Source organism: Bacillus sp. CECT 9360, assembly GCF_918741275.1.
Taxonomy (GTDB): Bacteria; Bacillota; Bacilli; order Bacillales; family DSM-1321; genus Peribacillus.
The window spans coordinates 112,587-138,760 of sequence record NZ_CAKKNA010000003.1; the positions used below are offsets into that span (position 1 = coordinate 112,587).

Consider the following 26,174-nt stretch of genomic DNA (forward strand, 5'->3'; position numbering starts at 1 on the left):
TAATGTTTTGAATGGACTATGTTCTGGGGTCCCCTTGTTTAACTTACCCTTTTGATTTAAAACAAATCGAGCTGCTTTGGTGCAAGCCCTTCATAATTGATCCCAAGAAGGTCTATCATTTGTTTAGCGTTATCGGCGGCATCTCCACCTGAATTATTATTGAATAAAACATACAGATCCTTGGATTGTTTTTCAAGCAAATGGAGATTTTCCGCCCATTCTTCCAGTTCCTTTTGATTATAACGATACAGATAACGAACCTCTCGCCAGTTTCCATCCCCTGGATTTCTCCACCCATGAACGTTTCTTCCATGAAAACGGACTAACGTTTTATCAAGGTCGGTGGCTTTAATCACAATGGGAATGGAACCGCTACCTGCTTGCGGTTCATCACAGACTGTATGGATCCAGCCTTCTTGTTCCATAAAAGCCAACGTCTTATCATAAAAGTGAGCTTCATACCAGGTCTGATTTCGGAATTCAAGCGCCACAGGTATTTCCCCCATTTCCTGTTTGCACCAGCGTAAATAATCGACATTTTCCTTCTTGCAGTCAAACCAGGGCGGAAATTGAAAAAGAACCATTGAAAGCTTATCTGCCTCTTTAAAAGCCTTGAGCGATTCATGAAAAGCCGAAAACATTTCTTTCTTGTTTTCATAAGGGCTTTCCCCTCGCTGATGACCTGTCATTCCTTGATAGGCCTTGATGATAAACTGAAAGGATCCTGGTGTTTCAGAAACCCATTTTTCTGTATTCCGTTTAGATTGAATGGCATAAAACGATGCATCAATCTCTACGATTGGAAAATGGGCAGCATATTCTTTTAATTTGTCCCGGGGTGGAATTTTCGCCGGATACAAACGATCGTGGTCTCCCCATCCCGTAACTCCAATATAGATCATTATCATCACATCTTCTAAAAAAGTATATATATCCCATCATAGCATAGAACCACGTTTAAGAACCCTGTCTGTGATTGTCTTTAAAGATTAAAACCGATAGAACCTTGTAATCAAGAAACATCAACTAAAATCTGCTACATCCTTATGTCTTGCTTTTACGTGATCGACTGGTTAATATTTTATAATTCCCTAAATTCTACTCCGCTGAACCCGCAATGGCTATTTATTTATCTAAATTGATAGAACCTCATCATTTCGAACTTGATTAAATGGTTCATTTCCACACTCGGTACCATAGTTCTTTTGAAATTAATTTTTGATTTTTATATTATTAAATAGTAAAAAGTCCCAATCTTTTTTGGATTGGGACAGACTTTATATTTGTATGCTTACTTGATTTTAAAGATGGAAACCGAATCGCTAAGTTCCTCAGCAAGATTAGCAAGGGATTGAGCCGTTGAGGCTGTTTGCTCACTGCTTGCTGCTGCTTCTTCTGTAGCAGCCGAGATACTTTCAATCGAGTTCATTACATCTGAAGTTTGCGCTGCCTGTTCTTCACTTGCTGCCGCTATTTCTGTAACCTTATTCGCAGATTGCTGAACCATATTAATTATGTTTTCAAAAGCTTCTCCGCTCTTAAGAGAGGATTGCACTCCTTCACCGACCGCAACTACACTTTTCTTCGTGTTTTCCTGCATGCCTTTAATGATCACTGTAATTTCCTTAGTCGCTTCACTACTGCGTTCCGCCAATCTGCGGACTTCATCAGCAACTACCGCAAAGCCTCTGCCTTGATCTCCTGCACGCGCTGCCTCAATAGCCGCATTCAATGCAAGCAGATTGGTTTGATTGGCAATGTCTTCAATAACTTCAATGATTTCTCCAATTTTGTTGGAGTCCTCTTCAAGTAACGACATCTGAGCATTAACTCCATTCATTCCTTCAATTGAAGAGTTAATGATCGTACCTCCACCCTCGGCAATATCCATTGTATTATTGGCTAATTCTGAAGCATGCTCTGCACCCTGAGCAACAGAATTGATTGCCACTGAAAGTTCCTTGAATAACTCAGCCATTGTTTGTGCTTCATCAGCTTGACTGCTGCTGCCGCTAGCTATTTCTTCAGTAGTAGCGGAAATTTGTTGAGATGCTGCTGCAACGCTTTCAGCTGAAGATAGGATGCCACCAATAGTCGCTCTTAAGCTTAACACCATCTCGTCCATTGATTTGGACACTTGTCCAACTTCATCCTTCGTATCTATATCCAGTGTTTCAGTTAAATCACCTTTGGCTACTTTGCCAACAACAGCAACAACACGGTTTAATGGACGTGCAATGATTTGAGAAATAAAGTATCCGAAACCGATGCTTAGGATCACCGAAGCGATAATAATTATAATAGTAACCGTTCGGGAGCTATTGTATAAAGCGTTCCCGTTTTCACTTGATTTTTTCGCAAGTTCAGCGTTGTATGTAACTAACTCTTCCAAAATACCTTCTGCCTTGTCACCTTTAGCCTTGAACTCTGGAGCGATTTTTTTATATTCAGCAATATTGTCTGCATACGCTGATGCGATCGCATGGTCCATTATCACATTATATTCTTTCCAAGCTGCATCGAATTGGTCCAGCAATTCTTTTTCGTCTTTAATTACAAGAGTGCTGTTGTATTTATCGATATTTCCTTGAATTTCTTTTCTAAAGTCATTGATAGCTTGCTCTTTTTGAGCTTTTTCCTCTTTTGTCGCCGCAGTGAAATTCATATCGCGGATGTTAACCCTCATTCGTTGATAAAGAACTTGAGATTCGGCAACATAATTTGTCGGAACTACTCTCTCTTTGTACATAAAATCTAACTCGGTATTAATTTTATTCAAATTGGTTAACCCATAAAAGCCTACAAAGCCCAAAACGATTGCCATCAAGGCAAACGCGGAAATTAATTTTACCCCAGTTTTCAAGTTATAAAACCATTTCATTCTAATACACCTCTTCTTAGTTGATAATGCCTGATTGCTTTTCATTCTTTTTGACTATTAATTAGTTGATTGGCAATAAAATGCTTTAAGAATTTATTTGTAAAGATATTAAAACCCCTACGCCTAGCATTACGGTAGGTAGAAATACCCTCTACTAAAGCACCAAAATCTATAATCCTGAGTATACCAATAATTAAATGCTTTTCAACAAATTTCGACAATAATTCTTAATTTTTCAACATATCTTGACATAAAGTGTTCACATTTCATGGTAAATGTCAACATTGTGATACTGGGTCGCAAAGAAGATTTTTCAAGAAAGGTAGTTTTACTATAGTCGGCTCATATTAAACAACATCGGTAACAGTTCTTAAAATACAGATAAAATAAATTCACTTTTTATATTTAACTCAAAAAAAATGGACCATTTATTTGGTCCATTTTTCTAAAACGTGACGTCTCCGAAAAGGCATTTTCCTATAGAAAAAGTCAGTATGAAATCCTCGGTATTGGTCTGTGGCAGAGCTGGATATTTGATTTCTACATATAAAAAGTCATTACATGGGTTTCATTTATAATTACTTAAATATAAAATACCCCGCTGAAACATCTTCAGCGGGGCGGATTGTATATTCTTTTACCCGATAGAACCTTCCATTTCGAACTTGATTAAGCGGTTCATTTCTACCGCATATTCCATTGGAAGTTCTTTCGTGAAAGGCTCAATGAAGCCCATTACGATCATTTCAGTAGCTTCCTGCTGAGAGATACCGCGGCTCATAAGGTAGAATAACTGTTCCTCAGAAACCTTGGATACCTTTGCTTCGTGTTCTAATGAAATATTATCGTTTAAGATTTCATTGTAAGGAATGGTATCAGAAGTAGACTGATTATCCATGATTAATGTGTCGCACTCGATATTAGAACGGGCGCCATCTGCTTTACGACCGAAGTGGACAATACCGCGATATGTTACTTTACCGCCGTGCTTGGAAATCGACTTAGACACAATCGTTGAAGATGTGTTCGGTGCAAGGTGGGTCATTTTAGCCCCTGCATCCTGATGCTGACCTTTACCGGCAATCGCGATTGATAATGTCATACCGCGTGCGCCTTCCCCTTTTAGGATAACAGCCGGGTATTTCATTGTAAGCTTCGAACCGATGTTTCCATCAATCCATTCCATTGTTGCATTAGCATCGCAAACAGCACGCTTTGTAACCAGGTTAAACACGTTATTGGCCCAGTTTTGGATTGTTGTGTAACGGCAGTACGCATCTTTTTTGACGATGATTTCGACAACCGCACTGTGAAGTGAATTGGTTGTGTATACCGGTGCCGTACATCCTTCAACATAGTGCACATGTGCGCCTTCATCCACAATGATCAAAGTACGCTCGAACTGCCCCATATTTTCTGAATTGATACGGAAGTATGCCTGCAGCGGTGTATCAACCTTTATGCCTTTTGGCACGTAGATGAAAGAACCGCCGGACCATACAGCTGAATTCAATGCAGCGAATTTATTATCTGTTGGAGGAATCGTTTTTCCAAAATACTCGCGGAAAATATCTTCATTTTCCTTAAGTGCTGAATCGGTATCTTTAAAAACAATACCCATTTCTTCCAGGTCTTCCTTCATGTTATGGTAAACAACCTCGGATTCATACTGAGCGGATACACCAGCCAGATACTTTTGCTCTGCCTCTGGGATACCGAGTTTATCAAACGTTTGTTTAATTTCTTCCGGAACTTCATCCCATGATTTTTCTGATTTCTCGGATGGCTTAACATAGTACGTAATCTCATCAAAGTTTAAGCTTTGTAAGTCTCCGCCCCATTGCGGCATTGGCATTTTGTAGAAATGCTCCAATGATTTCAAGCGGAAATCGAGCATCCATTGCGGCTCCTCTTTCATTCGTGAGATCTCTTCCACGATTTCTTTCGTTAAACCGCGTTTTGACCGGAAAATCGATACGTCTCTATCAGCAAAGCCATATTTATAATCGCCAATCTCAGGCATTTTCTTCGCCATATCACTTTTCCTCCATTTCAATTAGCATCCGGTGTGAAAACACGCCATTGCTTGTGTTTTGTTTATTCCTGTAAGCCCTTTTCCATCGCTTTCCACGCAAGGGTCGCACATTTAATGCGGGCAGGGAACTTTGACACCCCTTGAAGGGCCTCAATGTCACCAAGGTCAAGACCATTTTCGTCATATTCTTTCCCCTGGATCATTTCCGAAAAAGTGTTTGACAGCTTCATCGCTGTTTCGACATCCTTCCCTTTGATGGCCTGGGTCATCATTGAAGCTGAACTCATTGAGATCGAACAGCCTTCTCCATCGAATTTAGTGTCTGTCACTTTACCGTCTTCCACTTGCATCGTTAACCTGATCCTATCACCACATGTTGGATTGTTCATATCCACTACAAGGTTGCCATTTTCCAAGCTGCCTTTGTTGCGGGGATTCTTGTAATGATCCATGATTACTTGACGGTATAGTGTATCTAGGTTATTAAAAGACATTGCTGAAATACTCCTTTGTTTTGACAAGCCCTTCTACAAGCTTATCAATGTCTTCTTCCGTGTTATAGAGGTAAAAGCTGGCTCTTGCCGTTGCAGATACATCGAGCCATTTCATAAGTGGCTGTGCACAATGGTGGCCAGCGCGGACGGCAATCCCCTCCGCATCCAGTACGGTGGCAACATCATGAGGATGAACATCCGCGATATTGAAAGTAACCACCCCTGCACGTTTGCCCGCATCCCGAGGTCCGTAAATGGTTAGCCCATCGATGGCGGACATTTTCTCAAGTGCATAGGCTGCCAGCTTATGCTCATGCGCTTCAATGTTTTCCAATCCGACTTCTTCCAGGAAATCGATAGCAGCTCCGAGCCCGATGGCTCCCGCGATAATCGGGGTACCGCCCTCGAACTTCCACGGAAGCTCCTTCCAGGTGGATTCGTATAAGCCAACGAAATCGATCATTTCACCGCCAAATTCAATCGGTTCCATTTTTTCGAGATGCTCTTTTTTTCCATAAAGTGCGCCGATACCGGTGGGACCGACCATTTTATGACCAGAAAAAGCATAAAAATCACAATCTAAATCACGGACATCCACTTTAAGGTGGGGAGCGCTTTGGGCACCGTCCACGACCATCACCGCTCCTTTTTCGTGGGCGATTGTTGCGATTTCTTTAATCGGATTAATAACACCTAGGACGTTGGAAACATGCATAATGGAAACAATCTTTGTCCGTTCGGTTACTGTATCTCTCATATCTTCAAGTGAAATCGTTCCATCCTCTTGAAGTGGCACATATTTTAACGTGGCACCGGTTTCCTTGGCAATTTGCTGCCACGGTATGATATTGCTGTGGTGCTCCATATAGGAGATGACGATCTCATCTCCAGCTGATAAATTAGCACCCCCGTAGCTTCGCGCTACAGTGTTTAAGGATGTTGTCGTGCCTCTTGTGAAGATCACTTCTTCGGTAGAGGCCGCATTGATAAACTTTCTGACCTTTTCGCGTGCCCCTTCGTACGCATCCGTAGCTTTCGTTCCAAGGGTATGGACTCCGCGGTGTACGTTAGAGTTGTAACCGCGATAATACTCCTCAATTGCTTTAATCACTGAAACGGGCTTTTGCGATGTTGCGGCACTATCCAGATAAACCAGTGGTTGACCGTTCACTTCCTGATCCAGTATTGGGAAAAGCTTACGAATTTCGTATGGGTTCATTATTTAACTTTCCTTTCAATGACCTCAGTCAGCTGCTTCTTAACTCCTTCAATTGGAAGCTGATTGACGACCGGTGCAAGGAAACCATGAATGACAAGCCTTTCTGCCTCAACTTGCGGAATTCCCCGACTCATTAAATAGTAGAGCTGAATCGGATCAACCCGCCCAACAGAAGCAGCATGTCCTGCGGTAACATCATCTTCATCAATAAGCAAGATCGGGTTGGCATCTCCGCGTGCTTTCTCACTTAACATCAGAACGCGCGATTCCTGTTCAGCATTAGCCTTGGTAGCGCCATGCTCAATTTTTCCGATGCCATTAAAAATGGTAGAAGCGCTGTCTTTCATTACACCATGCTTCAGGATATAACCTTCAGAACGCTTGCCGTAGTGAATGACTTGAGTCGTGAAGTTTTGTTTTTGCTCTCCACGGCCAACAACTACTGATTTGGTATCGCCAAATGATCCGTCTCCCATTAGATAGGTTGTATTGTCGGAAATCGTATCTCCGTCATTCATAAGACCAAGTGCCCATTCAATGCGAGCATCACGGCCTGCAACACCTCGACGATTTACGTATGAAGTATACCCTTTAGCTAATGTATCAACCGCACCATATTCAACCTTTGCATTATCATTAACAAATACTTCTGTGATGATATTTGCTACACCATTTTCTGCTTCTACAGTGGAAATGTAGTTTTCAACATACGTTACAGAACTATTTGCCTCTGCAACGACCAAGACATGGTTGAAAAGCGTAGTATCAGGATGATCAACAATGAATACCGCTTGGACGGGTTCTTTAATTTCGACATTCTTAGGTACATAGAGGAAGGTTCCGCCATTCAATAGAGCAGCATGCAGAGCCGTTAAACGATGCTCATTTACTTTCACGCCGTCTTTCATGAAATACTTTTGTACTAATTCTCCATGCTCGCGAGCTGCCGTGAAAATATCAGTGAAGATAACTCCTTGGCTTTTCAACTCGTCACTAATACTAGCGAACGCAGGTGTGTTATTGCGTTGAATGTATAGATTTTTTGCTTCTTCTATATTAATAAGCGATTTCACTTCCTCTGGAAGTTCTTCCAAAGAAGTAAATGTAGTGCTTTCCACTATATGCGATTTAAAGGAAGTGAAGTTCCATTTATCGATCTTTGTTTTATCAGCCTTTGGCAACGGAAGGTTTTCGAATTCAGCCAAGGCTTGAACCCGAAGCTCTGAAAGCCAGGATGGTTCATTGTTTTGTTGTGAATAGGAGCGGATATTCTCCTTATCAATCGGTAGTTTCGTTTCCGTAGTCATTTCAAATCCCCCTACTTACGCTTCTTGGCCTACTGTTTCGTCTTCAATTCCTAATTCTTGCTTAATCCAATCGTATCCTTCTGCTTCAAGACGCTTCGCAAGCTCAGGTCCGCCAGATTTCACGACACGGCCTTGCATCATAACGTGAACGTAATCAGGAGTAATGTAATTTAGGAGCCGCTGATAGTGAGTGATGATCAAGCATCCGAATTCTCCACCACGCATTTCATTGATGCCTTTTGAAACGACCTTCAACGCATCGATATCCAATCCGGAGTCTATTTCATCGAGGATTGCAATCTTTGGCTCAATCAGCATAAGCTGGAGAATTTCGTTTCGTTTCTTCTCCCCGCCTGAGAACCCCTCGTTAAGATAACGTTGAGCCATATCCTCATCCATTTCGAGAAGCTCCATTTTTTCATCCATTGTGCGAATGAACTTCATCAATGAAATTTCATCGCCTTCCTCGCGGCGACTGTTAATCGCTGAACGAAGGAAGTCCGCATTTGTCACACCATTTATTTCACTCGGATATTGCATCGCAAGGAAAAGTCCGACACGCGCACGCTCGTCAACTGCCATTTCAAGCACATCTTCACCATCGAATGTGATGCTTCCGCTCGTTACTTCATATTTAGGGTGACCCATTATCGCTGAAGATAAAGTGGATTTACCTGTACCATTCGGACCCATAATTGCATGGATTTCTCCACCTTTAACCTCAAGGTTTACCCCTTTTAATATTTCTTTACCTTCGATAGATACATGTAGATCTTTGATTGTTAATGTAGAACCAGCCATTATCTTTACCTCCGTGGAAATTCCTAATTTATAGCATGGAAGCGTTCCGCATTCCTTCTATAATTTCATTCATTCTCAATTTATTCTCATTACAATCTTATAACAAATAAAAAGTGTAAGCAACTAATAAAGGCTTTATAACCCTTTGTACATAGTGGAAATTCTCAGGCAGGCAGTCCAATTAACGAGGAATGGAATAATATGTGTGTTTTTCATGTCAAATACATTGTTATAGCTTTTGTCAATTCGAGTTTCTTCATTCGAAAAACATAGCGATTTATAAACGAAAAGAAGTCTCAAGGCAGCAAGTGCTCATGAAACTTCCATTGTTTAAACTGTATGAAGGTCAAGTTTTGTCTTCTTTTATAAAGCAAACTTACGGATGAAGCTTGCGCTGAAGATCATTAACGATCTGATTGCATTGCTCATACTCTCTTTCTCTTCGTTTTTCCACCTGGAGCCGGACATCTAACTTTCTGCTGTACTCACTATAGCCAATCCCGTGTGACTGTTGCATCGCCTTTTCCATTTCGCTTGTAACGTTTAAATCTAGAGAGTTGATAATGAATCAATCCTTTCTGATTTTCGTTTCTCTTTTATTCTAACACCTGAGCTTTTGTTCACTCAAACTTCATATACCCCTGTAGTTTGCGATTAAACTGGAAATTCCTTACTCTCGAAACGCTCATAATGAATCGGCTCCTTAATCCTCCAAATAGAGAAGTTTAACGGCCTTTTTTAGAATGGATGCATGAATTTTGAATGATAAAAGTATAAGTGAGTCCGAAAATAAATAAAAACCTAAGTTGAAAGTATCGGTACCTCGCCCTACCGAAACCTTCATCTTAGGTTTTTTAATGAACCTCTTTTAGTTCCTGCAAAGCATCCTGAACGAGTGTAACAGCCTGACTCATGACCGCACCACCACCGAAGGCCATCGAAACCCCCATTGCTTCCATGATTTCTTCTTCACTCGCCCCATTATCCAAGCATCCCTTTACATGGTAGAGAATGCAATACTCATCTTGTGTATAAAGGCTAATCCCCAGTGCTATAAGCTGTTTGTTCTTTTGGGAGACTTGGCCGTCCTTGAAGCAAGCTTCTGTAAAGGCGTTATAATGCTGTGCGAGATCAGGCATTTTTTGCATAAACATCCCTAGACCTTCTTTGTAATCATGGATCGCAGTCTCTGTGGCGTTTCTTGGTTCATTGCTCATCAAATCATCTCCTCATTCATTATCCCGTATAGTATTTACATACCGAAAACATATATACGAGTCCATCAAGAGTAAAAAAGAGGCAGATGACTGAAACCGAACTTACGATATTCAAATAAATACATGAAGAATTCAGCGGGAATCTATTAAAATTCAATCACATTTGTGAATCATTCAATCAACTTCAAAAATAAATAAAGAGGACAGCTCTTTATGAGCCGCCCTCTTATCAAATTATTCTGCAGGCACTACCGCACCTTTGTATTGTTCATTAATATAATCCTGAATTTCCTTGGATTTTAAAACTTCAACTAACTTTTTAATTTCCGCGCGGTCTTCATCGCCTTTACGGACAGTGATAACATTCACATATGGGTTATCTTTTTTAGATTCAACAGCGATTGGATCGTTGACCGGATCCAGTCCGGCATCTAACGCATAATTCGCATTGATAACAACTGCATCGCCTTCATCATTGTTATAAATTTGAGGCAGCAATCCAGCTTCAACATCCGGCTTAAACTTAAGCTTCTTAGGATTTTCTACAATATCATCAATGGTTGCGCTTGTCTTATCAATGCCGTCTTTTAGTTTAATAAGGCCTTTTTCTTGGAAAATCATTAAGATTCGGCCATGGTCAGCTACAGAATCCCTCATGATAATTGTTCCACCTTCAGGGATATCTTCAAGGCTTTTGTGCTTCTTGGAATAGATTCCAATCGGCTCAATATGAATTCCGCCAGCATTGGCAAATTTATAGCCTTCTTCCTTCATCTGCAATTCCATGTACGGAATGTGCTGGAAGTAGTTAGCATCGATTTCCTTATCTTCAAGTGCCCTATTCGGAAGGATATAATCCGAGAATACCTGAACTTCAAGCTCTACGCCTTCTTCTTCCAAAATCGGCTTAGCCTTTTCAAGAATTTCTGCGTGTGGAATATTTGATGCACCCACAACAATCTTCTTGTCTTCTGTTTCAGGTTTTGATTCTGATGCACCGCCATCTTCGTCAGTGCCGCAAGCTGCTAAGCTTAATACCAACGCTGTTGAAGCAGCCAATGTTTTTAACCACTTTTTCATTTCTTTTCCTCCTGTAAACTACTAAATTTGATTATCTTTTATCTATTTTAGATGAGATAATATCGCCAATAAATTGAATAATAAACACAATCACTAGGATAAGAACGGTAGCCAGCAATGTCACATCGCTATTACTACGCTGAAACCCTTCCAGATAGGCCAGATTTCCAAGCCCTCCTGCACCGATTGCACCTGCCATGGCAGTATAGCCAACGAGCGCAATCGCTGTTACCGTTATTCCAGAAACCAAAGCAGGCATGGACTCAGGCAAAAGCACTTTAAAGATGAGCGTGCTTGTTCTCGCCCCCATTGACCTGGCAGCCTCAATGACCCCTTTGTCTACCTCACGCAAGCCGATTTCGACCAATCGTGCGTAAAACGGCGCGGAACCTATGATTAACGCCGGAAGCGCCGCGCTTGGTCCGAGCATCGTATTCACGATTGCCTTTGTAAACGGAATCAACAGGATAATCAGAATGATAAAAGGAATTGAGCGGAAAATATTTACAACAGCCGAAACAATAACGTTGATGAATTTATTTTCCCACAGCTGACCTTTCGATGTCAAAAATAGCAACAGGCCGAGCAAGATCCCTATAAAAAAGGTTGCCACGAGCGAGATTCCCGTCATATACAGGGTTTGTTCTGTAGCCGTCCACATTCTTTCCCAAATAACATTCGGAAACAACTCACTCATCATCGGAAATCACCTCCACGCCAACCTGCTGCTCTTTGATGAATTCGATGCCGCGATTGATTTCCTCGATGTCCCCGTTTAGATGAATAAACAAAGTCCCGTAAGAACCGTTTTGAGTTTGCGAAATTTTCCCCTGCAAAATATTCACATCCAGATTATAAGTACGGATCAACTTGGTAATCACAGGGCTTTCTACACTGTCTCCCACAAAGGACAATTGAATCACTTTTCCGTCCGGAAATTGATTCAAAAGATGTGCAATTGTTTCCTTCGTTTCCTCAGGTTCCGTAACCTGTTGTACGAAACGCTTGGTGATTTGTTCAACAGGATTTTTGAAAACATCCAAAACCGGACCAAGCTCGACAATCTTTCCGCTTTCCATAACAGCTACCCGGTGGCAGATTTTACGGATTACATGCATTTCATGCGTGATCAAAACGATGGTTAATCCCAAGCGTTTATTGATATCAACGAGCAAATCCAAGATAGAATCCGTTGTCTGTGGATCGAGAGCGGAAGTGGCCTCATCACACAAAAGGACTTTTGGGTTATTTGCGAGCGCTCTTGCGATACCCACTCTCTGCTTTTGCCCACCGCTCAGCTGGGAAGGATATGCTTGTTCCCTGCCATCAAGGCCAACGAGATTAATCAGCTCTTCGACTCGTTTCTTACGTTGCCCTGCTGGAACTCCGGCAATTTCTAACGGAAAGGAGATATTGTCAAACACAGTTCTTGACCATAGCAGATTAAAATGCTGAAAGATCATGCTTATTTCCTGGCGGGCTTTTCGTAACTGGGCTCCTTTAATTTTGGAAACCTCATTGCCTGCAACCGTTACAGAACCTTCCGTTGGCGTCTCTAACCCGTTCAGCATTCTGATCAAGGTACTTTTCCCTGCTCCGCTATACCCGATCACGCCAAAGATTTCCCCATCCTTAACGGTTACATTCACGTCGTCTACTGCCACTATTGGATCGCCTGATGAAAATCCAGACCGAAATATTTTACTTAAATTTGAAAGTGTAATCATTTGCACTCACCTCTTATCCATAAAACTGTGAACTTCGTAGTATAGTCGACTCTTTTTAAGGCCAATAAAAAAACCTTCCCGCGTGAGCAGAAAGGCAGATTAATTATGAAGCCTTTCTCTCATCTCCCAAAGCATTCGCTTTGCGTGAATTGGCACCTTTTCAAGGTAAAAACCTTGCCGGTTGCCGGGCTTCGTCGGGCACATCCCTCCACCTCTCTTGATAAGAGCTAACTATATTAAATTGACGAAATTTCTTCGTTACGTTCATTTATGATTACTTTTGTGATTTTATCACGGAAAAAGAGAGAGTGTCAAATGTATATCATTTCTACGAGATTATTAGTTATACCTCTGTTGGTATCTATTCCACTTATATAAAGCGTTTTAGCAGCTTTGGATATTTATCCTGTCGCTTTCTCAATCGCCTGTTCTAAGTCCTCGATTAAATCTTCCACGTTTTCAATCCCAACTGATAAGCGCACCAGATCCTCACTGACACCTGACTTCAAAAGGTCCTCCGCGTTCAACTGTTGGTGTGTCGTGCTTGCGGGATGGATAATTAAACTTTTCGCATCACCCACGTTAGCCAGATGCGACCATAGTTCGATTGAATTAATTAATTTTGCTCCCGCTTCTCTTCCCCCTTCTATGCCGAAAATAACAACAGCCCCTGCTCCTTTTGGCAAATATTTATCTGCGAGTTCTTTATCCGGATGATCCGCTTTTCCGGGGTAACTAACCCAAGTTACAGCAGGATGGTTTTCCAAATACTCCACTATCGTCTTCGTATTTGTAATATGCTCCTTCATCCTCACATGCAAAGTCTCTAATCCAAGCGTAAACTGGAATGCATTTTGCGGGCTTATGGCTGGGCCTAAATCACGTAGCAATTGGACCCGTGCTTTCGTGATGAAGGCAGCCGCTCCAACCGCTTCGCTATATACGATCCCGTCATAACTTGGATCCGGTTCAGTAAAGCCAGGGAAGTTCGGAGAATTCCAATTGAATTTTCCGGCGTCAACGATGATCCCGCCAAGTGTTGTTCCGTTTCCTAACAGCCATTTGGTTGCTGAGTGAACGACGATGTCCGCTCCAAAGTCAATCGGACGGCACAAGTATGGAGTAGCAAATGTATTATCAATAATTAATGGGACACCTGCTTCATGTGCGATATCTGCAACCTTTTCGATATCAAGGATTCGAAGGCTCGGATTGCCAATCGTTTCTGCAAAGACCGCCTTTGTTCTTGGTGTAATGGCTTTTCGGAAATTTTCCGGATCAGCCGGATCAACAAAATGCACCTTGATCCCATATTTAGGAAGTGTGTTCGCAAATAGATTATATGTCCCTCCGTACAAGGTAGATGCCGAAACGATCTCATCCCCCGAGCCGGCTATATTCAAAATGGATAACGTAATCGCAGCCATTCCGCTTGCCGTTGCCAGAGCTCCGATCCCACCTTCAAGCAGGGACACCCGTTCCTCAAAAACGGTAACTGTCGGGTTGTGGATACGTGTATATATGTAACCTGGCTCCTTCAACCCGAATAAGTTCGCGGCATGATCGGTATCTTTAAACTGATACGCATTGCTCATGTAAATCGGCAAAGCCCTTGCCCCTGTTACCGGATCAGCTTTTAGTCCTCCATGAATACTCAAAGTCTCAAAACGATAGTCTCTCTTCTTTTCCGTCATAATACAACTCTCCTCCACCATTTGTTTTTCCAGCTCTGATTGTTATCTATTTCATGATGCTATAAAAGATAAAAAAACCTCTTCATAAGAAGAGGCTGATCTATCTCTCCTTATCTTCCAGAGCCAATACTCTGCTGGATTTAGCACCGTGTATGTGTTTACCGGTTGCCGGGCATCGTCGGGCCAGTCCCTCCGCCTCTCTTGATAAGACAATCTGAATATTCAATTTGTTTTGCTCATTTCCTGAAAATATATCATACAACACTACCGTGGTCAACAATGATGCATTTTGTTTTTTTCCTGGCTGTCCCCTTGTTAAGATATCTCCTTCAACACCTCATACAGGTATGGTACTGATTGAAATGCATATATTTTCCTTTCAAGTTTTCCTTCTTTGAATACCATCAGACAGGGGACGCTTTCGATTGTATATTGCGCCGCCAGGTTCTTCGAAAAATTCATGTTCATTTGACCGCAAGTGACGTCTGGAAACATTTCAAGTGACACGGATAACATTTTGGATGCGACCTGGCATGTTCCACACATGGGTGTATATAGATACAGGCAAAATGTTCGCTTCCATTGTATCGCCGTATTTAATTCTTTTTCTGTCCATTCCTCCATAACCCGTTAAATCATCCTTTGTTCTACAAATTCCATTTTCACATCGATATTCGCGCTTAACAGCACGGTAGCAATATGATAGGCCGGGGCCGAGGCAACTTCCCGATACATCCTATCGATATAAAGATGCGAGGCCTCGGGCATTTCCCTTTTGAATTGTTTTCTAAGCTTCTCACCCGACTCATCCGCATCCACAAGAATATAAACATCCCTGTTAAATAACTCATCTACCAGCTCATCCAGCTTCGTTAACGAAATCGTACCATTCGTGCAGATGATTTCAATGTCTTCCTTGAGCACACTTTTCACTTTCTTTTTATCAGAAGTTCCTTCCACAATGATAACTTTATCAAGTAATAGTCCGCTTTCCATTGTCATCACCCGCTATCACAGCCCAGAATACGAGCCCTAAATTATTATTTTTGCAGCTATGGTAAATTCCATTATTGATTTTCAAATGGTCAGGAAATCCACTCGCTTTCCGCGGACGAACTTCACTCGTGCCTCGCTGCGGGGTCTTGCAAGCCCGTTTTTCCGCAGGACGTTGAATCATCATCCTTGAATAGACACCGCACGAGAAAATGCGTATGCATTTTCGAGGAGTCTCGCAGATTCCCTTCCCAAAAGAACATTATCGTTTAACAGAGCCATTTTTATAAAGTGAAACTTCCATCGGTGGGGGTTTTGTTTATCCCCCACCGATGGTTAGTTGAACCAATCGGACTTTTACGGGCAGTTGTTCCCCCACTTATCTTTGTTTTTCCATCCAAGTCTTGAAGTGGGGGTCTTACTGCCCGTTAAAGCGGGATAAAAATGGAGAAGACTTAGACAGCCTTCTCCAACATCTTATCCTTCGTTTGTCATTTCTTCGTATTGTTCTGCAGTCATGAGGTTGTCGATTTCACTCTTATCAGAAGGCTCGATAACAATCATCCATGCTTTTTCGTATGGAGATTCGTTCACATACTCAGGGTTATCATTCAGGTCTTCATTAACCTCAACAACCTTCCCGCTAATCGGTGCATAAAGCTCGGAAACCGTTTTTACCGACTCGACGCTGCCAAATGGCTCGTCAGCCTTCACTTCAGCCCCAACTTCCGGAAGCTCAACGAATACGATGTCTCCAAGTTCGGATTGTGCAAAATGCGTAATGCCGACACGCACATTTTCCCCTTCCGTCTTTACCCACTCATGCTCTTCAGAATAACGAAATTCCTTTGGTGTTGTCATAGTAAATTCCCTCCATACCTATGTAATTAAATGATATCTATTGTTGTTAATAGATTTAGATGATCTTTGGCAATGATTATGAATGCCATATTCGCTCATACTCTTCTTCATTAAAGCCGACTGTTACCTTGCTGCCGTCAGTGGCAATCGGTCTTTTAATCAGCATTCCGTCGCTCGCTAACAAATCCAGCATTTCATCTTCGGTTGCGCTTTTTAGCTTATCCTTCAGGCCAAGTTCCCTATACTTTTGTCCGCTAGTATTAAAGAATTTTTTCAGTTCCAATCCACTATTTCGATATAAATTTTCCATTTCATTTCTTGATGGCGGATTTTCAGCAATATGAACTTCCAGATATGGAATCTCATGGCTATCCAGCCATTTCTTCGCTTTTCGGCAAGTTCCGCATTTTGGATACCAGTAAAAAGTTAAGGTCATTGTTTCACCACCTACTGATAGAATACCCGTTTTTCTTTTCCAATACAAAGTATATGATGTAATTTTTTTTGATTTTACATTTCATAATATTGTTTTAAAGTGAAAAACGGAAATACCCTTAAAAGGATATTTCCGTCTGGCAACGGTCTGACATGTTAAGTTGGATTATAGAGCGTATTTCTCTGTTTCGATCAACTTAGCAGAAGCTTCGCGCTTCTTAGCAATTACGTTGATAGGATTGTGTCTTGTCAATTTACGGAAAGCAGACAGCATCGTGCGTAGAGTGTCTCCGCTCTGTGCAGCAATAAGCGTTTCTCTTGCATGCTGTTCAATTTGGTTGAAAGCTTCCTGACAGAAAATTTCAGTGTAAAGAACCTTTTGTTGGTTCTTTTCAAGTCCTGTAGCTGCAATTGCTTTTTCGGTGCGCAATACCGCTGATTCCATCGCATAGGCGAAAGAGGCAATATCCGCAATGTTAACAAGCACTTCTTGTTCCTGCTCCAGTTCTTTGCCAAATGTTTGGGCAGCAAGGCCTGCAGCCAGTAAGCCGATTTTCTTGGCGTTCTGCACTAGCATTTTTTCTTGTGCCAATGGCTCATCGCCTGGCTCTTCAGGCATCATCATCATTAATTCTTCCTGCAAAGCCTGTGCTTTTTGGAACAAAGGAAGTTCGCCTTTAAGTGCTTTCTTGATGAATGTTCCGGGTACCAAAAGGCGGTTGATTTCGTTTGTTCCTTCAAAGATACGGTTAATACGGGAATCACGATATGCTCTTTCGATTTCATACTCCTGCATGAACCCGTATCCGCCATGAAGCTGAACACCTTCGTCAACAACATAATCTAACACTTCAGATGCAAAGAATTTGTTAAGTGAGCACTCTATTGCGTATTCGGCAATGGAGTTCGCCACTTCTTTACCGTTTCTGACTTCCTCGTCAGTCAGCTTGCTCATTCGGTCTTCAAAAAGCCCAACCGTACGGTAAACAGAGCTTTCAGCAGCATATAGCTTCGATGCCATAGTAGCCAGTTTTTCTTTTGTTAGGTTAAAGGAAGAAAGCGGTGTTTTGAACTGCTGGCGCTGATTTGTATAAGCTGCAGTTATAGCCAATGCATGCTTGGATGCACCTACAGCACCTACCCCTAATTTATAACGTCCAATGTTTAAGATATTGAATGCAATGACGTGGCCTCTACCAGCTTCACCAAGAAGGTTCTCTACAGGAACCTGTGCATCTGCAAGAATTAAAGTACGTGTAGAAGAACTCTTAATACCCATTTTCTTTTCTTCAGCCCCGGTAGAAACGCCAGGGTATTCGCGTTCAACGATGAAAGCTGAGAACTTGTCGCCATCGATTTTTGCATATACTACGAATACATCCGCAAACCCGGCGTTTGTGATCCATTGCTTCTCACCATTTAATACGTAATGAGTGCCTTCAGCGTTCAATTTCGCTGTTGTTTTTGCACCAAGTGCATCAGAACCAGAACCTGGCTCAGTCAGTGCATATGCAGCAAGTTTCTCACCAGTTGCCAGCAATGGAAGATATTTCGACTTTTGCTCTTCATTACCGAATAAAACGATTGGAAGAGAACCAATCCCAACGTGAGCTCCGTGAGTAATCGAGAAGCCGCCTGCACGTGCCATCTTTTCGGAAATCAATGCTGAACTTATTTTATCAAGTCCCAGCCCGCCGTATTCCTCAGGAACATCAGCCCCCAATAATCCGAGGTCCCCGGCTTGCTTTAACAATTTTACGGAACGGTCGAATTCATGGTTTTCAAGGTGTTCAACCTGAGGAAGAACTTCATTTGCTACGTAATCCTCAGTGGTTTTCGCAATCATTTTTTGCTCATCTGTGTAATCTTCCGGTGTGAATACTCTTTCGTAAGAAACGTCTTCGACTAAAAAGCCGCCGCCTTTTATTAAAGCTTCAGTTTGATTTGACATTTTTTAGGCCCTCCTGGATTTAAAGTGGAAGCGCCCTGATTAGCCGCGACAGGTATAAGACACACCGCGCAGGAAATCCTGATTTCTGGAGTGGGGTGGCTTATAACCCCGAGCGGCTGGGCGCTGCAACTAGATATTAGTTTCAATTTAATTTCATTATCCGCTCTGACCATATCAGGGCGGATCGTGTATTCACTTTAAGCTAGTAATTCGAATACACCCGCAGCGCCCATTCCGCCGCCGATACACATGGTAACGATTCCGAATTGCTGGTTTCTGCGTTTCATTTCATGTAGAAGGGAAAGTGTCAACTTTGCACCTGTACATCCAAGTGGATGACCAAGGGCGATCGCACCGCCATTTACGTTAACGATTTCTTCATTAAGGCCCAGCTCACGAATAATTTGGATCGATTGCGAAGCGAATGCTTCATTCAATTCGAATAATCCGATATCCGAAAGTTCCAGACCAGCTAGTTTTAGCGCTTTCGGAATCGCCGCCACAGGCCCGATTCCCATGATTTCAGGAGGAACTCCTGCTACAGCAAAGGAACGGAATTTGCCCATTGGCTGAAGGCCAAGAGATGAAGCCTTTTCACCATCCATTACCATTACAGCTGCCGCGCCATCACTTGTTTGTGAAGCATTTCCGGCCGTAACGGATCCTGTCACGGAGAAAGCAGGCCGTAATTTACCAAGAACTTCGGTAGTAGTTCCAGCGCGCACTCCTTCATCCTGGGAAAATTGGAATGTTTTTTCCTTAAGCTTGTTATCTGCGCCAACGGAACGAAGCGTTACGTCAACCGGTACAATTTCATCAGTAAATTTGCCTTCGGCGATGGCCTTAGCTGCTTTTTCGTGGCTGCGTACGGCAAAAGCATCCTGATCTTCACGAGAAATTCCGAATTTCTTTGCAACTTCTTCAGCCGTGTGGCCCATTCCCATGTAGTATTCCGGAGCTGTTTCCGCTAGCTTCGAATTCGGACGTGTTACATGGCCCATCATTGGTACAAGACTCATTGACTCTGCTCCGCCTGAGATAACTGTATCGCTTTGGCCGAGCATGATTCTTTCAGCGCCGTATGCGATACTTTGCAAGCCGCTTGAACAATAACGATTGATCGTGATGGCAGGAACTTCGTGCGACAGCCCAGCCAGCGCACCGATATTCCTAGCCATGTTCAATCCTTGTTCTGCCTCAGGCATTGCACAGCCTATAATCAAATCATCGATATTTCCATCGTAATTCCCCGCACGCTTTAAAGTCTCTTTGACAACAAGAGCCCCTAAATCATCCGGGCGTACGTTAGCAAGAGAACCTTTTTTCGCTTTACCTACCGGTGTACGTGCCCCGGCTACAATTACCGCTTCTCTCATGGAGATCCCCCTTACTTTTTTTGACTCAATCCATTAAGCAAGTTCTTTTAGTTGCGCAACGGCTTTCCTTTTACAAGCATGTGCTGCATTCTTTGTTGTGATTTTGGTTGAGCGATTAAGCTTAAGAAAGCTTCTCTTTCTAGATCCAACAAATATTGTTCATCCACTTCTGTGCCATACGGTAGTTTACCGCCTGCAATGACATATGCCAGTTTCTTGGCGATTGCCATATCGTGGTCAGAGATGTGACCCGTCAGCCTTAATGATTCCGCACCCAGCAGAAGTGCTGCATAACCAGTCTCGCCTACTACAGGAACTTTAGCTCTTGCAGGTGCCGTATACCCTTGCTCATGTAGGGCAAGAGCAGCCTGTTTCGCATCATGTAACAGGTGATCCGGGTTAACAGAGATTCCGTCTGCGAAGTTCAAGAAATTGTTTTCTCTGGCTTCTTCTCCTGATGTGGAAACCTTCGCCGTCGCAATCGATTCGAATACTTTGTTGGCAACCTTTTGCAGGTCGAACTCAACGCCTTGAGGCATGCTCTTTAAATGCTTGATATAAAGTTCTTTGTTTCCGCCTCCGCCAGGAATCAACCCGACGCCGACTTCAACTAAGCCCATATATGTTTCGCTTGAAGCCTGGATGTGTGTTGCTGGCAGACAAACCTCAGCGCCACCACCAAGCGCCATATTGAACGGAGCGGCTACAATCGGCTTTCCGCTGTATTTGATTTTCATCATCGCTTGCTGGAAGTGACGGATGACCATATCCAACTCAGGAAGGTTGTCATCCTGGGCTTCCATCAGCATCATGGCAAGGTTCGCACCGACGCAGAAGTTTTTCGCCTGGTTGCCGATAACAAGACCCTTGTAATTTTTTTCTACTTCATCTACTGCAAAATTGATCATTTGAATGATATCAAGACCAATTGCATTGTTTGGAGAAGTAAATTCTAATAAAGCTACACCGTCGCCGATATCAATCAAGCTGGCACCGCTGTTGTTCTTAATGACTTTGCCTTGTTTTTTCAATGATTTCAGATTGATGACCTTTGGATTCTCAACCAACTCTTTATATTCACCATTTACATAGTAGGAGATTTTACCTTCTTCGTTTTCCTGATAGAAAGAAGTAGCCCCATTAGCAAGCATGTCTTTAATCCACCCTGGAACTTGAGTGCCCTCTTCTTCCATACGGGCAACTGATTTTTCAAGACCAATGGCATCCCATGTTTCGAATGGGCCCGTACTCCAGCCGAATCCCCATTTCATTGCTTGATCGATTCCTACAATATCATCAGCAATTTCGCCAACTAATTCAGCCGAGTAAACAAGAACAGGGCTAAGGATATTCCATAGCAATTCACCCGCACGGTCATCGCTATATACAAGCGCTTTCATTTTGTTCGCTAGTCCTTTTTGCTGTTTTGCTGCCTCAGTAGAGGCTGTCTTTAATTTCTTTCTTTCAACGTATTCCAATGTTTCCGGGTTCAATTCAAGGATTTCCTTGCCTTTTTTCAGAAAGAAACCTTGACCTGATTTGCTGCCCAGCCAGCCATTATCGATCATTTTTTGCAAAAAGCCGGGAATTTCAAATACTTCCTTCTCCGCACCTTCCACTTGGTCATACACATTCCTGGCAACGTGCGCGAAAGTATCGAGTCCCACGACATCAAGTGTACGGAAAGTTGCGCTTTTCGCTCTTCCGATCATTGGGCCTGTAATGGAATCTACTTCCCCTACACTGTAACCGCCTTTAAGCATTTCACGGACAGTTACAAGCAAGCCGTAAGTACCGATCCTGTTGGCGATGAAGTTCGGTGTATCCTTTGCTTCAACCACGCCTTTGCCAAGAACATCTTCGCCAAATAGCTTCATGAATGAAAGCACTTCAGGATCAGTGTCCTTTGTAGGAATCACTTCCAATAGTTTTAAATAACGAGGCGGGTTGAAAAAGTGTGTCCCTAAGAAATTCTTTTTAAAATCTTCCGAACGACCTTCAGCCATTGCCTCGATCGAAATACCTGAAGTATTCGAACTGACAATGCTGCCCAGCTTTCTGAATTGGTCGACTTTCTCATATACTTGCTTTTTCACCGCAAGATTTTCGACAACCACTTCAATGACCCAATCGACTTCACTAAGACGGTCGATGTCATCTTCCAGGTTACCCGCTTCAATTAACGCTAAGTTCTTCTTAGCTGTCAGCGGTGCCGGCTTTTGTTTTAAAAGCTTTTGCACAGAACTTTGGCTGATGCGGTTCCTGACTTGCTTGTCATCAAGTGTCAGCCCTTTTTTCTTCTCATCCTCTGTCAGTTCACGAGGAACAATGTCTAATAATAAAGTTGGAATGCCAATGTTCGCAAGGTGTGCAGCAATCCCGGATCCCATAACTCCCGACCCCAGAATAGCAGCCTTTCGTATTTGTCGAACCAAATTCATATCCCCCTTACTTAATGTATTGAATGAATACTCATTCATTTTACTTTCAAAAAAATATACATGTTTTTTCCTGCTGATTTAAATATAAGATATTTTCGAAAATTCCGCAATTAAAAACTACTTTAAAAATCATATTTTTCTCATATTTCTTTCTTCTATCATTCTATTCATTCGCAGATAAAGAAAACTCGCCGATTGGCGAGCTCTGAAAGGCGAGGACAGAGGCGTAGTTACACTTATGCAGATAAGAAAGTGCGGCAACTGAGCGTTAGTATATGGACGGTTATTATAATTCGGTTCGGAAAAAATAAACGGGACAAGCAGGAGGTGAGATCAATATGGCGAGACTGAAAAAGAATCCCTCCAAAGCCGGAGTAAGTGCTGCGAGTGTAAAGGGGAATGCAGGTCCTACTGTGGAAAACGATGGCGGCGGGAAAGTGAACAGTCAGAATAACCAATATAAAAAATAAATAAAGAAAACTCGTCGATCGACGAGCCGTAAGGCGGAGATTAGACGAAGTTGAGGCCCACAGGATGTGGGTCACACAGACGAAGACATAAGGACGTGGCGCACTTAGTCTGTGTTCTGTTTTATATGCAGAAAGGAAAGTTTATATTTTTGCCTTAGGAATAGAATGAAAAAATGCGGAGAAATCATCAGGTAGATGTTTTTCCGCATTACGCATTCCCATTATTTTTTAAGCATTCCTTTTAAGACGAAGGCCACGTTAGCCGGACGCTCAGCGAGGCGGCGCATAAAATAACCATACCAGTCTGTGCCGTATGGCATGTACACTCTCATTTTGTAGCCTTCCTTCGCTAACTCCAACTGGCGCTCATTCCGGATGCCATAAAGCATTTGAAATTCGAATTGATCATTTGGAATGTTGTACTCTTTTACCAGCTGTTTTGTATAATCAATGATCGCATCATCATGAGTGGCAACTGCGGTATAGTTTCCATTTAATAAATGGATCTTGATGATCTTTTTATAGTTTTCATCGACATCTTTTTTATCAGGAAACGCCACTTCGTCGGATTCCTTATAAGCGCCTTTTACGAGACGGAGGTTCGGGTTAAGGCTGTTTAGATCATCTATATCCTTTTCGGTTCGAAATAGATACGCCTGAATGACCGTTCCGACATTCTCATAGTCTAGCCTTAATTTCTTGAAGATGTCGATCGTAGTCTCACAACGTGAATAGTCCTCCATATCAATCGTTACAAATACGTCGTTTTTTTTCGCAGCGCTGAGAATCTTTCTCATGTTCTTCATGACGACTTCCTCGGAGATATCCATTCCCATTGAAGTCATCTTTAAAGACAGCTGTGAATTCAATTTATGCTTGCCGATCGCTTCGATAGCCAAGATGGAGTTGTCCGCCATTTCATTCGCTTCTTTTTCGTTATCGACAAATTCGCCAAGATAATCAACCGTTACAGCAAGGCCTTTTTCATTTAAATCTTTTATTTTCTTTACCGCCAAATCAATGGTTTCTCCAGCGACGAAACGGGAGGCGCCAAAGTGCAGGCCATATTTTTTAGCCAGCTTGGTCAGACTTTTATTTTTAGAAAGAAAGAGAAAGAAATCCCTCATGATTTGCTCCATGCGTATAGCCCCCTATATATCTATAAAAGCGACGTATTTATTTTACCATTTGTCATAATATTTGAATATGAAAAATTATTTTGCGTTAATAGAAAATTTCAATGAAGTAAGGTGGCGTAATTTTAAATGTTCGAAATTCCTTTTTCTATATAATAGTTTGTAAACAATTCATAAAAAAAGGCTCTTCCCATCGGAAGAAGCCTGCTCATTATTTATCGGTCTGCTCTGAGCGTTTTGCATCATTTAGCTGTTTGATTTCCTTAATAATATCCATTAGCTCGTTCTTGGCTTCCGGATATTTTTCATTCCAATGCTTTGCGAGGGGTGGCATGGATTTGGCGATGTACGTATAAAGGATGTAATACTGGACTTTTGCTTGCAGATCCTGGTCGGTTTCACCAGTCAACAATTCGGTGTACTTCTCAAGCAGGGCATTAAATTGGGAATCAAATTCTTCATTCATATTATCACCCTTTCATCTTGCAGATACGAGGACAGCCTCCGCAAAAATTATTATTGGTAGATATCTTATATGAAAAGCAACAGGTTTCACGAATCCTCACTTGCTTATCTTGGGCCGGTACATAAATCTTCTCTGTATAATAATATCCTAATGGATTTTCAGCCAGTTTGCCAAAGATACTGCCAGGCGCTTGAACTAATAGATAATGAAAATCAGATTGTATGGTTTCAGCTTCATTTGCATCCTTATACTGTTCAAGAAGATTTTCATACAGCCAAAATAAATAGATGGCTATATTTTCCCACATTATCAACTTTGATAATCCCGTTTCTACTGAAAGAGATTCAATAACAGGATACAAGTGCTCCGCAAAAGTTCCCCTGCAGACCTCCTCCCTCCGCTTAACCCTATCCGATTTCAACGGAACGACCGAGAAGTCTTTATATACAATATTCGGGATCCACCCAGTTTTCCCACTATCCTGAAAAGTAATGTTCTCTATAGGAGAATATATTTTTTTGTTTAAAACCGACATCGTATACATATTAATGACAGCATAAAAACCGTACCGTTTCATCAGCAATGATGCAGCAACCTTTAAATCTGGGGTTTCAAGCCTTTTCTGTATGGCCAAAAGTATACCATTAAGTTTATCTGTACGAAGCAAATCAGTGGCAGGGAAAGAGAAAGATGAGGAATCGGCATGACAAGCAAAACGAAATGGGCTTAAAGCCTCGATTTCCTGTTCCGTTAATGCATGGTTCATTTACAAAACCTCCTTGATAATGCGCCTTCCCTTTCCGTGCGGTATGCAAAGAGGTGTCCCAAATAAAGGATCGACCGTAACCTCACAATCCATTTGGAATACTTCTTTTACCAAAGAACAGTTAATAATATATTCAGGTTTACCCTCGGCAAAAACCTCTTTGTTTTTCAATGCAACAATATGATGTGCGTAACGGCATGCTAAGTTCAAATCATGAAGCACCATAATAATGGTCCGATTTTCTTTTTCATTCAATTCAAACAATAAATCGAGAATATCAATTTGGTGTGCCATATCTAGATAAGTAGTAGGCTCATCTAAAAGAAGTATCTCCGTATCTTGCGCCAAAGTCATTGCTATCCATGCTCGCTGACGCTGGCCACCAGAAAGGGAATCGACAGGACGGTCTTCTAATTCAGCCAGTCCGGTAGCATCAAGAGCCGCTTTCACCTTCCGCTCGTCTTCTTCCGTCCACTGCTTTAACCAACTCTGGTAAGGATATCTTCCCTGTTTGACAAGCTGCATGACTGTCAAGCCTTCAGGTGCGATAGGAGACTGGGGAAGAATCGCCATCTTCCTTGCTACCTCTTTAGTAGGGAACTTCGCGATCGCTTCACCATCCAACAAAACAGAACCGGACTTTGGTTTTAGCAATCGGGCGATAGAGCGTAGGAGGGTAGATTTACCGCAACCATTACTGCCAATGAATACAGTGATTTTGCCTTTTGGAATTTCTAAGTTCAATTCATTAATGATCACATGCTCGCCATATGATAACGTTAATGATTCAGTTTTGATCGCACTATCCATTTTGCTTACTCCTT

Annotated in this window: 26 protein-coding genes and 2 riboswitches; of the genes, 1 reads left to right on the top strand and 25 read right to left on the bottom strand. The window is 42.1% G+C overall.

Translation table 11 applies throughout. The features are described from left to right. Positions 1–56: 56 nt before the first annotated feature. From LQ216_RS04445 to LQ216_RS04545, 21 genes are all read right to left on the bottom strand, one after another. Positions 57–902, bottom strand: coding sequence for a DUF72 domain-containing protein (locus LQ216_RS04445; protein ID WP_230127098.1), 846 nt, complete (start codon positions 900–902; stop codon positions 57–59). A 389-nt stretch (positions 903–1,291) separates the two neighbouring features. After that, positions 1,292–2,881 carry a methyl-accepting chemotaxis protein gene (locus tag LQ216_RS04450; protein ID WP_230127100.1) on the bottom strand — a complete coding sequence of 530 codons (1,590 nt, stop codon included), beginning with the start codon at positions 2,879–2,881 and terminating at the stop codon, positions 1,292–1,294. A 637-nt stretch (positions 2,882–3,518) separates the two neighbouring features. Further along, complete coding sequence (gene sufB, locus LQ216_RS04455) at positions 3,519–4,916, bottom strand: Fe-S cluster assembly protein SufB (RefSeq protein WP_230127102.1); 1,398 nt, start codon at positions 4,914–4,916, stop codon at positions 3,519–3,521. A 62-nt stretch (positions 4,917–4,978) separates the two neighbouring features. After that, positions 4,979–5,410, bottom strand: a complete 432-nt coding sequence (sufU, locus tag LQ216_RS04460; protein ID WP_230127105.1) for a Fe-S cluster assembly sulfur transfer protein SufU — start codon at positions 5,408–5,410, stop codon at positions 4,979–4,981. Next, the gene (locus tag LQ216_RS04465) at positions 5,400–6,629 is read right to left on the bottom strand and encodes a cysteine desulfurase (RefSeq protein WP_230127107.1); all 1,230 of its coding nucleotides are present in this window, start codon (positions 6,627–6,629) and stop codon (positions 5,400–5,402) included. The genes sufU and LQ216_RS04465 overlap by 11 nt, the downstream gene beginning before the upstream one ends. After that, entirely contained in the window at positions 6,629–7,936 is a 1,308-nt protein-coding gene (gene sufD, locus LQ216_RS04470; RefSeq protein ID WP_230127109.1) for a Fe-S cluster assembly protein SufD, read from the bottom strand. Before sufD ends, LQ216_RS04465 begins: the two co-directional genes overlap by 1 nt. Positions 7,937–7,951: 15 nt before the next feature. Continuing rightward, complete coding sequence (sufC, locus tag LQ216_RS04475; protein WP_230127110.1) at positions 7,952–8,737, bottom strand: Fe-S cluster assembly ATPase SufC; 786 nt, start codon at positions 8,735–8,737, stop codon at positions 7,952–7,954. A 376-nt stretch (positions 8,738–9,113) separates the two neighbouring features. Beyond that, positions 9,114–9,254 carry a hypothetical protein gene (locus LQ216_RS04480; protein WP_230127507.1) on the bottom strand — a complete coding sequence of 47 codons (141 nt, stop codon included), beginning with the start codon at positions 9,252–9,254 and terminating at the stop codon, positions 9,114–9,116. 337 nt (positions 9,255–9,591) lie between these two features. Beyond that, positions 9,592–9,954, bottom strand: a complete 363-nt coding sequence (locus tag LQ216_RS04485; RefSeq protein ID WP_230127112.1) for a carboxymuconolactone decarboxylase family protein — start codon at positions 9,952–9,954, stop codon at positions 9,592–9,594. A 234-nt stretch (positions 9,955–10,188) separates the two neighbouring features. Further along, positions 10,189–11,034 (bottom strand): MetQ/NlpA family ABC transporter substrate-binding protein, encoded by an 846-nt coding sequence (locus LQ216_RS04490; protein ID WP_230127114.1) that lies wholly within the window; start codon positions 11,032–11,034, stop codon positions 10,189–10,191. A gap of 31 nt (positions 11,035–11,065) precedes the next feature. After that, positions 11,066–11,734: a methionine ABC transporter permease gene (locus tag LQ216_RS04495; RefSeq protein WP_230127116.1), complete on the bottom strand. Its 669-nt coding sequence runs from the start codon at positions 11,732–11,734 to the stop codon at positions 11,066–11,068. Beyond that, on the bottom strand, positions 11,724–12,761 hold the full coding sequence (locus tag LQ216_RS04500) for a methionine ABC transporter ATP-binding protein (protein ID WP_230127118.1): 1,038 nt from the start codon (positions 12,759–12,761) through the stop codon (positions 11,724–11,726). The genes LQ216_RS04495 and LQ216_RS04500 overlap by 11 nt, the downstream gene beginning before the upstream one ends. Positions 12,762–12,877: 116 nt before the next feature. Beyond that, a riboswitch (SAM riboswitch) is annotated at positions 12,878–12,988 on the bottom strand. Positions 12,989–13,162: 174 nt separating this feature from the next. Further along, on the bottom strand, positions 13,163–14,455 hold the full coding sequence (locus LQ216_RS04505; RefSeq protein ID WP_230127120.1) for an O-acetylhomoserine aminocarboxypropyltransferase/cysteine synthase family protein: 1,293 nt from the start codon (positions 14,453–14,455) through the stop codon (positions 13,163–13,165). Between the two features lie 107 nt (positions 14,456–14,562). After that, positions 14,563–14,666: riboswitch (SAM riboswitch) on the bottom strand. A 104-nt stretch (positions 14,667–14,770) separates the two neighbouring features. Further along, positions 14,771–15,079 carry a thioredoxin family protein gene (locus LQ216_RS04510; protein ID WP_230127122.1) on the bottom strand — a complete coding sequence of 103 codons (309 nt, stop codon included), beginning with the start codon at positions 15,077–15,079 and terminating at the stop codon, positions 14,771–14,773. 6 nt (positions 15,080–15,085) lie between these two features. Continuing rightward, on the bottom strand, positions 15,086–15,451 hold the full coding sequence (locus tag LQ216_RS04515) for a toprim domain-containing protein (RefSeq protein ID WP_230127124.1): 366 nt from the start codon (positions 15,449–15,451) through the stop codon (positions 15,086–15,088). Further along, positions 15,429–15,635 carry a hypothetical protein gene (locus LQ216_RS04520; RefSeq protein ID WP_230127126.1) on the bottom strand — a complete coding sequence of 69 codons (207 nt, stop codon included), beginning with the start codon at positions 15,633–15,635 and terminating at the stop codon, positions 15,429–15,431. Before LQ216_RS04520 ends, LQ216_RS04515 begins: the two co-directional genes overlap by 23 nt. A 290-nt stretch (positions 15,636–15,925) precedes the next feature. After that, on the bottom strand, positions 15,926–16,309 hold the full coding sequence (gene gcvH / locus LQ216_RS04525; RefSeq protein ID WP_230127128.1) for a glycine cleavage system protein GcvH: 384 nt from the start codon (positions 16,307–16,309) through the stop codon (positions 15,926–15,928). Positions 16,310–16,385: 76 nt separating this feature from the next. Further along, complete coding sequence (locus LQ216_RS04530) at positions 16,386–16,745, bottom strand: arsenate reductase family protein (RefSeq protein ID WP_230127130.1); 360 nt, start codon at positions 16,743–16,745, stop codon at positions 16,386–16,388. 165 nt (positions 16,746–16,910) lie between these two features. Next, positions 16,911–18,695 carry an acyl-CoA dehydrogenase family protein gene (locus tag LQ216_RS04535; protein WP_230127131.1) on the bottom strand — a complete coding sequence of 595 codons (1,785 nt, stop codon included), beginning with the start codon at positions 18,693–18,695 and terminating at the stop codon, positions 16,911–16,913. A 197-nt stretch (positions 18,696–18,892) separates the two neighbouring features. Next, positions 18,893–20,071 (bottom strand): acetyl-CoA C-acetyltransferase, encoded by a 1,179-nt coding sequence (locus tag LQ216_RS04540; protein WP_230127133.1) that lies wholly within the window; start codon positions 20,069–20,071, stop codon positions 18,893–18,895. A 47-nt stretch (positions 20,072–20,118) separates the two neighbouring features. Next, positions 20,119–22,506, bottom strand: coding sequence for a 3-hydroxyacyl-CoA dehydrogenase/enoyl-CoA hydratase family protein (locus LQ216_RS04545; RefSeq protein WP_230127135.1), 2,388 nt, complete (start codon positions 22,504–22,506; stop codon positions 20,119–20,121). A 344-nt stretch (positions 22,507–22,850) separates the two neighbouring features. Between LQ216_RS04545 and LQ216_RS04550 the strand changes: the two genes are divergently transcribed. Next, a complete protein-coding gene (locus LQ216_RS04550; protein WP_117306777.1) occupies positions 22,851–22,982 on the top strand; it encodes a YuzL family protein in 132 nt (43 codons plus the stop codon). A 221-nt stretch (positions 22,983–23,203) separates the two neighbouring features. Here LQ216_RS04550 and LQ216_RS04555 read toward each other — a convergent pair whose 3' ends face one another. The 4 genes from LQ216_RS04555 to LQ216_RS04570 all read right to left on the bottom strand — a co-directional run bounded on the left by LQ216_RS04555 (position 23,204) and on the right by LQ216_RS04570 (position 26,160). Next, positions 23,204–24,121: a proline dehydrogenase gene (locus LQ216_RS04555; protein ID WP_230127137.1), complete on the bottom strand. Its 918-nt coding sequence runs from the start codon at positions 24,119–24,121 to the stop codon at positions 23,204–23,206. A 208-nt stretch (positions 24,122–24,329) separates the two neighbouring features. Beyond that, positions 24,330–24,584, bottom strand: a complete 255-nt coding sequence (locus tag LQ216_RS04560; RefSeq protein WP_230127140.1) for a DUF2573 family protein — start codon at positions 24,582–24,584, stop codon at positions 24,330–24,332. Between the two features lie 4 nt (positions 24,585–24,588). Then, positions 24,589–25,350: an IucA/IucC family C-terminal-domain containing protein gene (locus tag LQ216_RS04565; RefSeq protein WP_230127142.1), complete on the bottom strand. Its 762-nt coding sequence runs from the start codon at positions 25,348–25,350 to the stop codon at positions 24,589–24,591. Then, positions 25,351–26,160 carry an ABC transporter ATP-binding protein gene (locus tag LQ216_RS04570; RefSeq protein WP_230127143.1) on the bottom strand — a complete coding sequence of 270 codons (810 nt, stop codon included), beginning with the start codon at positions 26,158–26,160 and terminating at the stop codon, positions 25,351–25,353. Positions 26,161–26,174: the final 14 nt, after the last annotated feature.

What these genes read in the sequence shown, in the direction of transcription:
- LQ216_RS04510 (WP_230127122.1), bottom strand. Translation starts at nt 15,079, where the DNA reads ATGGAGGAATGGACAGAAAAAGAATTAAATACGGCGATACAATGGAAG.
- LQ216_RS04480 (WP_230127507.1), bottom strand. Translation starts at nt 9,254, where the DNA reads ATGCAACAGTCACACGGGATTGGCTATAGTGAGTACAGCAGAAAGTTA.
- LQ216_RS04500 (WP_230127118.1), bottom strand. Translation starts at nt 12,761, where the DNA reads ATGATTACACTTTCAAATTTAAGTAAAATATTTCGGTCTGGATTTTCA.
- LQ216_RS04520 (WP_230127126.1), bottom strand. Translation starts at nt 15,635, where the DNA reads ATGATGATTCAACGTCCTGCGGAAAAACGGGCTTGCAAGACCCCGCAG.
- LQ216_RS04565 (WP_230127142.1), bottom strand. Translation starts at nt 25,350, where the DNA reads ATGAACCATGCATTAACGGAACAGGAAATCGAGGCTTTAAGCCCATTT.
- gcvH (WP_230127128.1), bottom strand. Translation starts at nt 16,309, where the DNA reads ATGACAACACCAAAGGAATTTCGTTATTCTGAAGAGCATGAGTGGGTA.
- sufC (WP_230127110.1), bottom strand. Translation starts at nt 8,737, where the DNA reads ATGGCTGGTTCTACATTAACAATCAAAGATCTACATGTATCTATCGAA.
- LQ216_RS04465 (WP_230127107.1), bottom strand. Translation starts at nt 6,629, where the DNA reads ATGAACCCATACGAAATTCGTAAGCTTTTCCCAATACTGGATCAGGAA.
- LQ216_RS04445 (WP_230127098.1), bottom strand. Translation starts at nt 902, where the DNA reads ATGATCTATATTGGAGTTACGGGATGGGGAGACCACGATCGTTTGTAT.
- LQ216_RS04515 (WP_230127124.1), bottom strand. Translation starts at nt 15,451, where the DNA reads ATGGAAAGCGGACTATTACTTGATAAAGTTATCATTGTGGAAGGAACT.
- LQ216_RS04485 (WP_230127112.1), bottom strand. Translation starts at nt 9,954, where the DNA reads ATGAGCAATGAACCAAGAAACGCCACAGAGACTGCGATCCATGATTAC.
- LQ216_RS04535 (WP_230127131.1), bottom strand. Translation starts at nt 18,695, where the DNA reads ATGTCAAATCAAACTGAAGCTTTAATAAAAGGCGGCGGCTTTTTAGTC.
- LQ216_RS04570 (WP_230127143.1), bottom strand. Translation starts at nt 26,160, where the DNA reads ATGGATAGTGCGATCAAAACTGAATCATTAACGTTATCATATGGCGAG.
- LQ216_RS04555 (WP_230127137.1), bottom strand. Translation starts at nt 24,121, where the DNA reads ATGGAGCAAATCATGAGGGATTTCTTTCTCTTTCTTTCTAAAAATAAA.
- sufU (WP_230127105.1), bottom strand. Translation starts at nt 5,410, where the DNA reads ATGTCTTTTAATAACCTAGATACACTATACCGTCAAGTAATCATGGAT.
- LQ216_RS04505 (WP_230127120.1), bottom strand. Translation starts at nt 14,455, where the DNA reads ATGACGGAAAAGAAGAGAGACTATCGTTTTGAGACTTTGAGTATTCAT.
- LQ216_RS04540 (WP_230127133.1), bottom strand. Translation starts at nt 20,071, where the DNA reads ATGAGAGAAGCGGTAATTGTAGCCGGGGCACGTACACCGGTAGGTAAA.
- LQ216_RS04495 (WP_230127116.1), bottom strand. Translation starts at nt 11,734, where the DNA reads ATGATGAGTGAGTTGTTTCCGAATGTTATTTGGGAAAGAATGTGGACG.
- LQ216_RS04530 (WP_230127130.1), bottom strand. Translation starts at nt 16,745, where the DNA reads ATGACCTTAACTTTTTACTGGTATCCAAAATGCGGAACTTGCCGAAAA.
- LQ216_RS04550 (WP_117306777.1), top strand. Translation starts at nt 22,851, where the DNA reads ATGGCGAGACTGAAAAAGAATCCCTCCAAAGCCGGAGTAAGTGCTGCG.
- LQ216_RS04490 (WP_230127114.1), bottom strand. Translation starts at nt 11,034, where the DNA reads ATGAAAAAGTGGTTAAAAACATTGGCTGCTTCAACAGCGTTGGTATTA.
- LQ216_RS04560 (WP_230127140.1), bottom strand. Translation starts at nt 24,584, where the DNA reads ATGAATGAAGAATTTGATTCCCAATTTAATGCCCTGCTTGAGAAGTAC.
- sufB (WP_230127102.1), bottom strand. Translation starts at nt 4,916, where the DNA reads ATGGCGAAGAAAATGCCTGAGATTGGCGATTATAAATATGGCTTTGCT.
- sufD (WP_230127109.1), bottom strand. Translation starts at nt 7,936, where the DNA reads ATGACTACGGAAACGAAACTACCGATTGATAAGGAGAATATCCGCTCC.
- LQ216_RS04450 (WP_230127100.1), bottom strand. Translation starts at nt 2,881, where the DNA reads ATGAAATGGTTTTATAACTTGAAAACTGGGGTAAAATTAATTTCCGCG.